The following is an 11,928-nucleotide window of genomic DNA, read 5'->3' on the forward strand; positions in this document are numbered from 1 at the left end:
CGCCGAGATTGGCCTCGGTGGTGGGGCAGAGGCCGGCCACGGCGCCGCTCCGTGCCAGGGCCAGGGTTTCCGCGGCGTCGGAATGCGTGGCGTGGATCAGGCACCAGCGCGCATCCACCGGCGCGTGGCCGAGCAGCCATTGCACCGGGCGCTGACCGCTCCAGGCGAGGCAGTCCTCGACCTCCTTCACCTGCTCCGCGACATGGATGTGGATGGGCGTGTCCGGGCCCAGCTCCGCCGCCAGGGCGATGCTGGCGGAGAGTTCCTCCGGCATCACGGCGCGCAGGGAATGCGGCGCCACGCCGGTCCGCACCCCGGGCCAGGATGCGGCCTCCCGGCAGATCCCCGCCCAGGTTTCCACCGGCAGGACGAAGCGGCGCTGCCCCGGTGCCGCTTCCGCGCCGCCGAACTGGCTGTGGCGGTATAGCACCGGCAGCAGGGTGAGGCCGATTCCCGCCGCCTCGGCCCCGGCGGCGATGCGCCGGGCCATCTCCGCCGGATCGGCATAGGGCGTGCCGTCCGGCGCGTTGTGCAGGTAGTGGAACTCGGCCACGGCGGTGTAGCCCTGGCGCAGGCATTCCGCGTAGAGCTGGGCCGCGATGGCTTCGACATCCTCCGGCGTCAGCACGGCCAGGAAGCGGTACATCACTTCGCGCCAACGCCAGAAATTGTCGCCCTCCGGCCCGGCGCGCTCGGCCAGCCCCGCCATGGCGCGCTGGAAGGCATGGGAATGCAGGTTGGGCATTCCCGGCACGACGAGGCCCCGCAGGCGCTCGTCGCCTTCGGCCGCGTCGCTGTCCGCCGCCACGCCGGCGATGCGCCCCGCATCGTCCAGGATGATGGCGACGTCGCGTCGGATCTCGCCGTCCAGCAGCGCGGTTTCGGCCAGGAAGCGCATCACCGTCCTCCGCGCACGCGGCTGTGCAGGGGATTGAAGCCGAGGCGATAGACCAGCTCCGCCGGCCGCTCGATATCCCAGATGGCGAGGTCGCAGCGCTTGCCCGTCTCCAGCGTGCCGATCCGGTCCAGCAGGCCCAGCGCCCGCGCCGCCTCGCGCGTCACCCCGGCCAGGCATTCCGGCACGGTCAGGCGGAACAGCACCGCCGCCATGTTCATCGCCAGCAGGATCGAGGTGAGCGGCGAGCTGCCCGGGTTGCAGTCCGTCGCCACGGCGATGTGCGCGCCATGCCGCCGCAGCGCCTCGACCGGCGGGCGGCTGGTCTCGCGCAGCGTATAGGCGGCCCCGGGCAGCAGCACCGCCACCGTCCCCGCACGGGCCAGGGCGGCGGCGCCCGCCTCGTCGGCGCATTCCAGGTGGTCCGCCGAGAGTGCCCCCCAGCGCGCCGCGAGCGCCGCGCCGCCGCCATTCTCCAGCTGGTCGGCATGCAGCTTCACCGGCAGGCCGTGGGCCCGCGCGGCGGCGAAGACCTGCCCGGTCGGCGCGGCGGAAAAGGCGATGCTCTCGTGGAAGACGTCCACCGCATCGGCCAGCCCGGCCGCCGCCACGGCGGGCAGCATCGCGTCGCAGACCAGCGCGGTGTAGTCCTCCGCCGTCATGCCCGGCGGCACGGCATGGGCGCCGAGGAAGCTGGTGGCCACGCCGATATCGCGCGCCTCGCCCAGCCGCCGCGCGGCACGCAGCATCCGCAGCTCGGTCTCCGTGTCCAGCCCGTAGCCGGACTTCACCTCCACCGTGGTCACGCCCTCGGCGATCAGGCGGTCGAGCCGGGGCAGGGCGCTTGCCACCAGCGCGTCCTCGTCCGCCGCCCGCGTGGCGCGCACGGTGGACAGGATGCCGCCCCCGGCACGGGCGATCTCGGCATAGGTGGCGCCGGCCAGCCGTGCCTCGAACTCCGCCGCGCGATCGCCGCCATGGACCAGATGGGTGTGGCAATCCACCAGCCCCGGCGTGACCCAGCGGCCCTCCAGGCGCAGGACCTCCCCGGCTTCCCAGCCGGCGGGGAGCCCATCCTCCGGCCCCGCGAAAGCGATCCGCCCGTCCCGGCTGGCGACGGCGCCCCGCTCCACCACGCCGCAGCCCGCCAGGATGGCGGCCTCCCCATGGGCCGCCGCGGAGCTTCCTTCCGGCGCCATGGTCAGCAGCCTGCCCCGCAGCCACACGCGGTCGAAACGGTGCCCTTCGGCCATCGCATCCTGTCCTTTCCCCGGGGACATCGCCCGGTCTCCCATGCCCGCCGCGCCGCCCACGCGGGCCGGCGGCACGCCCCGGGGGCCGGAAGCCTCCCCTCCGTTTCCCGGTCCCCCATTGCGGGGTGGGGCCGGGCGAGGGGGACGGTAGAGCATTTCCGGCCCACCGGTGCCGCCCAGCCTTTGCCGGGGGAGCCTGTGTGTCAAAGGAGGGACACATGGCGGACGACCATGCGGCCACCACATCGTTACGGGGCGAAAACGCCAGCCCGCCCCTTGCGGGTCCGTCCCAGGGAGAGGAAAGACCGTCATGCGCATCGCCGAGAATCTCGTCGATATCACGGTCTTCTCCCGCGTTGCCGAGGTGGGCAGCCTGACCGCGGCGGCCCGCGAGCTCGGCATGTCGCTGCCGGTCGTCAGCAAGCGGCTGGCGCGGCTGGAGCAGCGCCTCGGTATGCGGTTGGTGAGCCGCACCACGCGGCATCTCGCCCTTACCGAGGACGGACGCGACTTCCAGGCCCATTGCCGGCGGATCCTGGCCCAGATCGAGGAGATGGAGGCCGCGCTGGCGCTGCGCCGGGGCGAGGTGATCGGGCAGTTGCGCGTCACCTCCGCCGTCGCCTTCGGGCAGCGCGTCCTGGCGCCGCTGATCGCGGAATTCCTGTGCCTGCACCCGGCAATGCGCATCCACCTCACCGCCACGGATACGATGGTGGACCTGATCGGCGGCGGCTTCGACCTGGCCATCCGCTCCGGCGCCATGCCCGACTCGCAGCTCCTGGTGCATCCGCTCGCCCCCAGCCACGGTGTCGTCTGCGGTGCTCCTGCCTATCTGGCGCGCCGGGGCCGGCCGTCCCATCCGCGGGAGCTGGAGCAGCACGACTGTATCCTGTCCGGCGACGCCCCCCAGGACCAATGGTGCTTCCGCTCGCGGTCGGGCGAGGAGGCTCCGGTGCAGGTCGCCGGCCCGGCCAGCACCAGCCATGGCGAGGTCGCGCTGGCCCTGGCGCTGGCCGGAGCCGGGCTGGTGGTGAAGCCGGACTGGGATGCCGGGCCGGAGGTGCGGCTGGGAAGGCTGGAGATCGTGCTGCCCGACTGGCACATTCCCGAGCCGCCCTTGCAGGCGGTGCATGCGCATGGGCGCCTGGTCACGCCCCGGCTGCGGCTCTTCCTGGATTTCCTGGACGAGCGGCTCCGCGCCGGCTGGCCATGAGGCGATCCGGCGCCGCCCGTGGCCCGCTCAGCCCCGCCGGCCGAGGGGCAGGCTGCCGGAGGCCTTGAGCCGGTCGAGCACGATGGAGGAGCGGACCCGCGCCACGCTCTCGTGCGGCAGCAGCACGTCGTTCACCAGCACCGACAGGCCCTTGAGGTCCGGCACCACCGCCTTGATCAGGTAGTCGGCGTCGCCGGTCATGGCATAGGCTTCCTGCACCTCCTCCAGCCGCGAGACGAGGTCGCGGAAGCGGCGGGCATTGTCGCCGCTGTGGCTGGCCAGCGTGACCTGGATGAAGACCAGCAGGTGCAGCCCCAGCCGCTCCGCATCCAGTTCCGCATGGTAGCCGCGGATCAGCCCGGCAGCCTCCAGCGCCGCCCGCCGGCGCGAGCATTGCGAGGCGGACAGGCCGATGCGCTCCCCGATCTGCTGGTTGGTCAGCCGGGCATCCTCCTGCAAGGCCCGCAGCAGGCGGAGGTCTAGGGCGTCCAGGGCGGGTGATTCGTGCATGGATGAGGATCATCATGCCTGGATCGTGCGCCGGTAAAGGGGACGCGGTACGGTTTCGCAAGCAGCTTGCGCGTTGCCTGCGGCAGGCTGTGCGTCATAACGGAGGACATCCACGAATGGGACCTTTCCCGCATGACGCCCCGCGTGCCGAGATCGGCGCGCACAACCCCATGGGCACGGACGGCTTCGGCTTCGTCGAATACGCGCATCCGGAGCCGGAGAAGCTGCACGCCCTGTTCCGCCAGATGGGCTTCACCGCCGTGGCGCGGCACCGCACGAAGCGCAGCACCCTCTACCGCCAGGGCGACATCAACTACCTGCTGACCGAGGAGCCGGGCAGCCATGCCGCGCGCTTCGCGGAACGCCACGGCCCCAGCGTGCCGTCGATGGCCTTCCGCGTGGTGGACGTGCAGTATGCCTACAGGCGCGCGCTGGAACTGGGCGCCGAGCCGGCCGATCCCGCCGATGGCGGCAGGACCATCGACATCCCGGCGATCAAGGGCATCGGCGGGTCCCTGCTCTACTTCATCGACCAGTACGGCGAGAATGGCTCGGCCTATGACGCCGAATTCGAATGGACCGGCGAGCGCGAACCCTTTCCGAAGGGCGCCGGGCTCTTCTACATCGACCACCTGACGCACAACGTCCATCGCGGCCGGATGGATGTCTGGTACGAGTTCTACAGCAAGCTCTTCAACTTCCGGCAGATCCGCTACTTCGACATCAAGGGCGAGTACACCGGCCTCTTCTCCCGCGCCCTGACCAGCCCCGACGGGCGTATCCGCATCCCGCTGAACGAGAGCGCCGACGACGAGAGCCAGATCGAGGAATACCTGCGGGAGTACAAGGGTGAGGGCATCCAGCACATTGCCTGCGGCTGCAACGACATCTACGGCACGATCGAGGGCCTGCGCGAGGCCGGGCTGAGCTTCATGCCGGCGCCGCCCGCCACCTATTACGAGAAAGTGGACGCCCGCCTGCCGGGCCATGGCGAGGACCTTGCCCGGCTGAAGGCCAACGGCATCCTGGTGGACGGCGAGGGCGTGGTGGAGGACCGCAAGGCGCGGCTGCTGCTGCAGATCTTCTCCGGCAACGTGATCGGCCCGGTCTTCTTCGAGTTCATCGAACGCAAGGGCGATGACGGCTTCGGCGAAGGCAATTTCCGCGCCCTGTTCGAGAGCATCGAGGAGGACCAGCTCCGCCGCGGCGTGCTTTCCAAGGCCAACGCGGCGGCCTGAACCTTTCGCGTTGCGCTTCATGGCTGGCCGCCGGGGGAGAGGCGCCGCCTCTCCCGCCGGACCCCCTCTCCGCCGGGGACCGAAGCCGGTCCCCGGATCCCGGGCTTTCATTGGCGCCGGTGGTTGCCGTCAGTCTTCGCGTCGATTCCGGGGAGCAGGCGGCAACCTGGGACTCCCGAAAAGAAAGACACCTTGTCCGCTCTGGTGGCACTGGCAGTCCGCCGGAGAGCCATGCTCTCCGGCGTGATCCGGCCGGCAGCGGAGAACCAGCGAAGGGGAGGTCCAGGACCCTCAGGGTCCTGGCGGATAGGGGGTCCGGGGGCGAAGGCGGAGCCTTCCCCCCGGGACAGCGCGACGCCGGAACAGCCTATCGCCGGCGCCAGATCCAGTAGCGCGGCTGGCGGCCTTCGCGGTGTGCCTTGGCCTCGTAGCGCGTGCCGGGCCAGTCGGCGGGGCGTTCCCGGACATCGAGCACGGGCTCGAACAGGTCCTGTGCCGCGAAAACCTCCTCGACCCAGGCCTGGTAGACCGGGTGGTCGCTCGCCATGCGCCATTCGCCGCCGGGGCGCAGCACGCGGGCCACCAGGGGCAGCATGGCGGGGTGGACGAAGCGCCGCTTGGCGTGGCGGGACTTCGGCCAGGGATCGGGGAACATCAGGTAGAGGCGGGACAGCGCTCCTTCCGGCAGGCCGGCCAGGAGGTGGCGCGCGTCGCGCGTCCAGAGACGGAGGTTGGGCAGGCCGGGCGCCGTCTCCTCCCCACCTTCCGGCACCAGCCGGGACAGCAGGGCGCAGATGCCGTTCTCGAAGACCTCGGAGGCGATCAGCCCCGCCCGCGGGTTGGCGCGGGCCAGGGCCTCGGCATGCTCGCCGCCGCCGAAACCGACCTCGACCCAGACCTCGTCCGGCCGGGACGCGAAGAGCGCGCCCGGATCGGCGATGCCGGCGGGATCGGCGGAAAGGCGCGGCGCCGCGAGTTGCAGCAGCCGTTCCTGCCGCGCCCGCAGCGGGTGGCCCCGGCGCCGGCCATAGAGCCGGTTGGGGACACCCTCGACGGGCGGGTCATGCGGGTCCACGGCCCCGGGGGCGGGGTCCGTGACCCCGTCCTCCAGGACCGGGGCTGTCACCTCAGCGACCGAAGGCGCGCTTGAGGTCGTTGGCGATGTCGGTGCGCTCCCAGGTGAAGGTGCCCTTGTCCTCGTCCGGGGTGCGGCCGAAATGGCCATAGGCCGAGGTCGGCACGTAGATCGCCCGGTTGAGCTGCAAGTGCTCCCGGATCCCGCGCGGGGTGAGGTTCACCATCTCGTTCACGACCTTGGCCAGCTTCGCCTCGTCGATGTCACGGCCGGTGCCGTGCAGGTCGAAATAGACCGAGAGCGGCTTGCTCACGCCGATGGCGTAGGAGACCTGGATCGTGCACTTGTCGGCCAGGCCGGCGGCGACGACGTTCTTGGCCAGGTAGCGGCAGGCATAGGCCGCCGAGCGGTCCACCTTGGTCGGGTCCTTGCCCGAGAAGGCACCACCGCCATGCGGGGCCGCGCCGCCATAGGTGTCCACGATGATCTTGCGGCCGGTCAGGCCGCAGTCGCCGTCCGGGCCGCCGATCACGAAGGTGCCGGTCGGGTTCACGTAGAGCTCGTCCTCCGGCACGGTCCAGCCGGCGGGGAGCGAGGAGGCCACGATCGGGGCCACCAGCGCGCGGACCTGCTCCTGCGTCAGCCCTTCCTCGTGCTGGGTGGAGACCACCACGGAGGTGACGCCGACCGGCTTGCCGTCGACATAGCGCAGCGTGACCTGGGACTTGGCGTCCGGCAGCAGGCCGGCGACCGACTTGTCGTTGTTGCGGCGCAGCTCGCTGATCCGGCGCAGGATGAGGTGCGCGTAGTACAGCGGCGCCGGCATCAGGTCGGGCGTCTCGGTGCAGGCATAGCCGAACATGATGCCCTGGTCGCCGGCGCCCTCGTCCTTGTTGCCGGAGGCGTCCACGCCCTGCGCGATGTGCGCGGACTGGGCGTGCAGGTGGCACTCGACATGCGCGTTGCGCCAGGAGAAGCCTTCCTGGTCATAGCCGATGTCCTGCACCGCGAGGCGGGCGAGGTGCATCAGGTACTCGGCCGTCACGCTGCCGGGGCCACGGGTCTCGCCGGCCAGGATGATGCGGTTCGTGGTGACCAGGGTCTCGCAGGCCACGCGGGAATAGGGATCGGCCGTCAGATAGGCGTCCAGCACGGTGTCGCTGATACGGTCCGCGACCTTGTCGGGATGGCCTTCCGAAACGGATTCGGAGGTAAAAAGGTATTCGCCCTTGTCGCGCATGGCGTGGATTCGTCCTCTTGTCGCGATTGGTTGCACGGCGCCACCCCGGGTCACCGGCGGGCGGGTGTGTTTCGCAGCCACCCCAGGAGGGGTCAACCGAAAGCTTGACGGACAGTCCTGCGTCGGATGCGCGTCAAATTCCCGGCAGCCGCTCGGCTGGGGCCGGGCCACGGGCGCAAATTGTCGTTAAATTCTTATGTTGTCCATAAAAAAGGACGATTTTCGCTGCGACGCATCAATGCGCGTAGACGAGGTTCACTCCATCGCCGAAGCGGTCGAAGGACACGCCATAGACATGGATGGAGAGGGCGTTGCGGCAGCCGAGATTGGCCAGGCGGTGCACCAGCTTCGGGTCGGCGGGGCCATGGCTGGTCTCGCCGGGACGGCGCAGGAAGGCCGCCGCCGGGACGGGGTCTCCGCCTTCCTCCAGCGCGTAGAAGCTCTCGGTCAGCACGCCGCCATGGATGCCGAGCGCGCACCAGGTGCGGTGGGCATGTACCGGGCTCATCTGCCCGGGGCGCCAGATCAGCGCCACGACGGCGTATTCTCCCGCCGGATCGGCCTGCAGCAGGTGGCGGGTATAGCCCTCGGCCCGCCCCGGGAGGTGCCGGCCCAGCAGGAGCTGCGGGTCGGCCATCGCCTCGCCCAGCACCTCCGCCACTGCGGCGTGGCGCGATGCCAGCGGCGCCCGTGCGGCCAGTGCGATCTCGGCCAGGAGGCGGTCCAGGGCGGTGCGTGTCTGGGCGATGAACATGCGGTGGCGGTCCTGCTCGGCACGGGGCCGGTTCCGTGGCCGCCGGCTGGAACCGGTGGCGCGGAATGGCGTGGGGCGAGTCTAGGCGCAGCGGGCGGGAGGATTTTTGCCAAGATTCCCCGAAAAGCGGGTTTCCCTGGAAAAATCTTCCCCTGTTCCGGGAATTATGGGTCGAAAAAACCGTTCCATACGCGTTTCCAGTGAAAATAACCCCGGAAATCACGTCCGCATAAGAATTTTCTTTCGCCCGGCCTTCGCCACTGGCGACAAAGCACGCCTGCGTCCCTGCTCCCAGGGCCACCATTCCCCCGCTGGGCGGCTCAGGCCTCGGCCGCGTAGTCCAGCGGCACCTCGGTGGTGGATTTCAGCTCCTCCATGGCGAACATGGAGGTGACGTCGGTGAGGTCCACGGCGGAGATCAGCCGCTTGTACACGCCGTCATAGGCTTCGATATCCGGCACCACGGCGCGGATCAGGTAGTCGATCTCGCCGCTCATCCGGTAGAAATCCACGATCTCCGGGATGTCCGCCAGGGCGCGGCGGAAGCGTTCCAGCCAGGCGGCGTTGTGCTGGCTGGTGCGGATGGCGATGAAGACCGTGACGCCGACATTCAGCTTCCGCCGGTCGAGCAGCGCCACCCGCTTCCGGATCACCCCTGCCTGTTCGAGCTTCTGGATGCGCCGCCAGCAGGGGGTGGGGGAAAGGCCCGCCATCTCCGCCACCTTGGCCACGGGCAGGGTGGCGTCGGCCTGCAGCGCGGCCAGGATGCGCTTGTCGAAGGCATCCAGCACCACCCGGTCGCGAGAGGTCATCGGCGGGGTTTCCTGGGCTGGGGCTGAGGCGACACGTCGGGACTCGCGGCGGGAAGGCGTGTCAGGGGTTCAGGAAGCGCATCAGCCGGCCCAGCATCTCCCGCAGGTCGAAGCCGGGGGAGGCCTCGGCCGTGCCTGGCCCTTCCGGCGCGCGGGCGCGGAAGCGGGCCAGGGCCTCGCCAGTGCGCGACAGGCGCAGCTCCGTGGGCTCGGTCGATTCCGATTCCTCCGGCACCAGCCCGACGATCCGCACCAGGGCGCGTTCCGCCGCCGGCAGCTCGGTGGCCGCCCGCTCCACGTCCTCCGCCTTTGGCGCGCAGACCACGGAGCGGCCTTCCAGCCCACAGGGCATCTCGAAGAAGCGGTTCGGCGGGAAGCGTAGCTGCGCCGTGCCGGTGAAGGCGAGAAGGCCGCGTCCGATCCCCTCGATCGTCAGGTCCCGCGCGGTGACGGCCGGCACCAGCCTGCCATTGCGCCGCACCACCTCCAGCGTCAGGGCGGCCTGCCCGGCCGAGGCCGGAACCGCCGGCCGCCGGTTCAGCAGGCGGCAGCTCGTCTGGTCCGTCATGCGGTCGGCGGCGCAGGTGAGGATCCAGGAGCCGATCTCCTCCGCGCCCGGCTCCGGCCGGGGCTGGGCGTGGGTCTGGGGGGGCTGGGCCTGCGGCGCGGAGGACTGCGCCCGGGCCTCGCCGGGCGGGAGCGCGGCCACCAGGAAGGGGAGGAGCAGGAGCGCGAGGGGCGTAAGCCGGCGGGCGGCGGGCAGTCCGGCCCCTGCCCATGCGCGGTGGGCGATCCGCGTGGCGAATCCGGCGCTGGGCGCGGGGTGGGCGGAAGGCTGGGCGGATGGGCGCATCACGATATTATCTAGAAGCTCCCGCCCACCGATGGGAGTGGCATGCCGCCGGCGGATGCGAGTTGCCGGGGAGGCGCCGGGGAATGGCCATCCCGCCTCACGGGTTTGCGAGTTTTCACCGGGTGCCGATCCGCTCTAGTGCCTTGCGGGCCTTAGCCTTCCTGTCGGCCATCGGCCGGTGCATCGGGCCCGACAGGGGGCGGAAGGCATATCCGACAGCATGTCCGGCCGGGGCGTCCAGGCCCGGCCTCCCGCTTCGCCTTCTTGGTGGGCGCGGAGCACGACGGAGCCGGCATGGGACCCGAAGCAAAGGAGAAGCGCATGCGGCAACTGCGGCTCGCGGACGGGACGGAGGTCCCGGTGCTCGGCCAGGGAACCTGGCACCTGGGGGAGCGCGGCGCGGATCGCGGAGCCGAGGCCCGGGCGCTGCGCCTCGGCCTCGATCTCGGCATGACGCTGATCGACACGGCGGAGATGTATGCGGAGGGCGGCGCCGAGCAGGTGGTGGGGGAAGCCATCGCCGGGCGCCGCGACGAGGTCTTCCTGGTCAGCAAAGTCTATCCCCACAACGCCTCCCGCGCCCGCATGGCCGCGGCCTGCGAGGCCAGCCTGCGGCGCCTGGGGGTGGAGAGCCTCGACCTCTACCTGCTGCACTGGCGCGGCGGCGTGCCCCTGGCCGAGACGGTGGAGGCCCTCGGGCGGCTGCGCGAGGCCGGCAAGATCCGCCGCTGGGGCGTCAGCAACCTCGACGTGGCCGACCTGGGGGAGCTGGGCGGCGCGCTGGCGGACTGCGCCACGGACCAAGTCCTCTACAACCTCGATGCCCGGGGCGTGGAATTCGACCTCCTGCCCTTCTGTGGCGAGCGGCAGATGCCGGTGATGGCCTATTCCCCGCTGGGCCAGGGCGGGCGGCTGCTGCGCCATCCGGTGCTGCGGGAGGTGGCGGAGCGCCACGGGCGGCTGCCGGCGCAGATCGCGCTGGCCTGGGTGCTGCGTCAGCCCGGCGTGGTGGCCATCCCGAAATCCGCCGACCCGGCGCACCTGCGGCACAATGCTGGCGCCGCCGAGATCGTGCTGGAGGAGGCGGATCTGCGGGCGCTGGATCGTGTCTTCCCGCCGCCGCAGCGCAAGCAGGCCCTGGAGATGCTTTGACCCGCTGCACCGGGAAGACCGGGCACCGGAGGACGGGTCTGGAAAAAATCGCGCACACGGCCGTGATTTCGTCTAGAAAGGCGGCATTATCTCGCAAACGATATGGTTTGTCCGGTTGAGGAGTTGGTCGATGAGCGAGACTTGGAACGGCATCCCCGACGACCCCGAGGAAAGCGGCTGGCACTGGGTGGAGGATGGCGACGGCCTCCGCCCCCTGATGTGGCGGGGGGAGGACTGGCCGGATGCGGTGGACCGCCATGGCTGGCGCGACGGCTTCTCCGTGCTTTCGCCCGAGGATCTCCACCACGCGCGCTACCACGGCCGCGTCGCCATGCCGCCCGGGGTGGCGGAACGCTTTCGCCTGAACGTGATGTTCGCCACGGCCTGACGCAGGGGCGGGGCTTCCGCCGCCACGGGATTCTCCCGGCGCCGGCCCCTGGTCGCGCGAAGCCCGGCTGCTATCGTCCGGCGCCGTGACCATCCTGCTGCTCGCCTTCCTGGCCCTGTCCGGGCTCGCCGCCCTGGCGGGGGCGCTGCCGCGTGGCGTGGCGGCCGGCCCGGTGCCGGGACCGCTGCCGCCGGGCCGGGCATCCCGCACCGTGGCCCCTCCCACCTCGCCCGCCGTGCTTCTGTCCCGGGCGGCACCCATCCTGTGCCTGCCGGCCGGGCTCGCCCTCATGGCGGCCGGGGCGATGGCGCTCTGGGGGCCGCCTTCCCCGGCGTTGGCGCTGCCGGTGCTGCCGGGTGGCGTGGTCCTGCTGCGGCCGGACGGGCTGTCGGGCTGGTTCCTGATGCTGCTGGGGCTGCTGGCCGCCGCCTCCGGCCCTGATCCGGAGGAGCCGGATGCGCTGCGGCGCGCCCTGTCCCCGATCGGCCCGGCGCTGCTGGCCCTCGCGCTGTCGGCGGCGGATGCGGCGGGGCTGCTGCTGGCGC

The 11,928-nt window shown here is 71.3% G+C and carries 13 protein-coding genes; 5 read left to right on the forward strand and 8 right to left on the reverse strand.

The features are described 5' to 3' along the window. Together hutF and hutI are read right to left on the reverse strand one after the other, a co-directional pair. The coding region (gene hutF, locus ROTAS13_RS11205; protein WP_075822372.1) for a formimidoylglutamate deiminase at nt 1-898 on the reverse strand (898 nt) is incomplete at its 3' end. Then, nucleotides 898-2,148 (reverse strand): imidazolonepropionase, encoded by a 1,251-nt coding sequence (gene hutI, locus ROTAS13_RS11210; protein WP_075822373.1) that lies wholly within the window; start codon nt 2,146-2,148, stop codon nt 898-900. The genes hutF and hutI, both read right to left, overlap by 1 nt. A gap of 310 nt (nt 2,149-2,458) precedes the next feature. Between hutI and ROTAS13_RS11215 the strand changes: the two genes are divergently transcribed. Continuing rightward, nucleotides 2,459-3,361, forward strand: a complete 903-nt coding sequence (locus ROTAS13_RS11215) for a LysR family transcriptional regulator (protein ID WP_019462941.1) — start codon at nt 2,459-2,461, stop codon at nt 3,359-3,361. A gap of 27 nt (nt 3,362-3,388) precedes the next feature. On the opposite strand, the gene ROTAS13_RS11220 is transcribed toward ROTAS13_RS11215, so the two are convergent. Beyond that, nucleotides 3,389-3,871 carry an Lrp/AsnC family transcriptional regulator gene (locus tag ROTAS13_RS11220; RefSeq protein WP_075822374.1) on the reverse strand — a complete coding sequence of 161 codons (483 nt, stop codon included), beginning with the start codon at nt 3,869-3,871 and terminating at the stop codon, nt 3,389-3,391. A 116-nt stretch (nt 3,872-3,987) separates the two neighbouring features. On the opposite strand from ROTAS13_RS11220, the gene hppD reads away from it, so the two are divergent. Further along, a complete protein-coding gene (hppD, locus tag ROTAS13_RS11225) occupies nt 3,988-5,109 on the forward strand; it encodes a 4-hydroxyphenylpyruvate dioxygenase (RefSeq protein ID WP_075822375.1) in 1,122 nt (373 codons plus the stop codon). Between the two features lie 367 nt (nt 5,110-5,476). Here hppD and ROTAS13_RS11230 read toward each other — a convergent pair whose 3' ends face one another. The 5 genes from ROTAS13_RS11230 to ROTAS13_RS11250 form a co-directional block, all read right to left on the reverse strand. Beyond that, the gene (locus tag ROTAS13_RS11230; RefSeq protein WP_369923582.1) at nt 5,477-6,235 is read right to left on the reverse strand and encodes a tRNA (guanosine(46)-N(7))-methyltransferase TrmB; all 759 of its coding nucleotides are present in this window, start codon (nt 6,233-6,235) and stop codon (nt 5,477-5,479) included. 1 nt (nt 6,236) lies between these two features. Next, nucleotides 6,237-7,424: a methionine adenosyltransferase gene (gene metK / locus ROTAS13_RS11235; RefSeq protein WP_019459256.1), complete on the reverse strand. Its 1,188-nt coding sequence runs from the start codon at nt 7,422-7,424 to the stop codon at nt 6,237-6,239. 235 nt (nt 7,425-7,659) lie between these two features. Continuing rightward, on the reverse strand, nt 7,660-8,178 hold the full coding sequence (locus ROTAS13_RS11240; RefSeq protein WP_075822377.1) for a cysteine dioxygenase family protein: 519 nt from the start codon (nt 8,176-8,178) through the stop codon (nt 7,660-7,662). A 320-nt stretch (nt 8,179-8,498) separates the two neighbouring features. Then, the gene (locus ROTAS13_RS11245) at nt 8,499-8,990 is read right to left on the reverse strand and encodes an Lrp/AsnC family transcriptional regulator (RefSeq protein WP_019459258.1); all 492 of its coding nucleotides are present in this window, start codon (nt 8,988-8,990) and stop codon (nt 8,499-8,501) included. A gap of 61 nt (nt 8,991-9,051) precedes the next feature. Then, the gene (locus ROTAS13_RS11250; RefSeq protein ID WP_075822378.1) at nt 9,052-9,843 is read right to left on the reverse strand and encodes a hypothetical protein; all 792 of its coding nucleotides are present in this window, start codon (nt 9,841-9,843) and stop codon (nt 9,052-9,054) included. Nucleotides 9,844-10,164: 321 nt separating this feature from the next. Between ROTAS13_RS11250 and ROTAS13_RS11255 the strand changes: the two genes are divergently transcribed. The 3 genes from ROTAS13_RS11255 to ROTAS13_RS11265 form a co-directional block, all read left to right on the forward strand. Beyond that, the gene (locus ROTAS13_RS11255) at nt 10,165-10,995 is read left to right on the forward strand and encodes an aldo/keto reductase (RefSeq protein ID WP_019459260.1); all 831 of its coding nucleotides are present in this window, start codon (nt 10,165-10,167) and stop codon (nt 10,993-10,995) included. Nucleotides 10,996-11,125: 130 nt separating this feature from the next. Continuing rightward, nucleotides 11,126-11,383, forward strand: a complete 258-nt coding sequence (locus ROTAS13_RS11260) for a hypothetical protein (RefSeq protein ID WP_019459261.1) — start codon at nt 11,126-11,128, stop codon at nt 11,381-11,383. An 85-nt stretch (nt 11,384-11,468) separates the two neighbouring features. After that, nucleotides 11,469-11,928, forward strand: a 460-nt coding sequence (locus tag ROTAS13_RS11265; RefSeq protein WP_216348634.1) for a hypothetical protein, incomplete at its 3' end; no start/stop codon positions are given.

The organism is Roseomonas sp. TAS13 (genome assembly GCF_001950415.1).
In the GTDB taxonomy this organism is placed as follows: Bacteria; Pseudomonadota; Alphaproteobacteria; order Acetobacterales; family Acetobacteraceae; genus Roseomonas; species Roseomonas mucosa.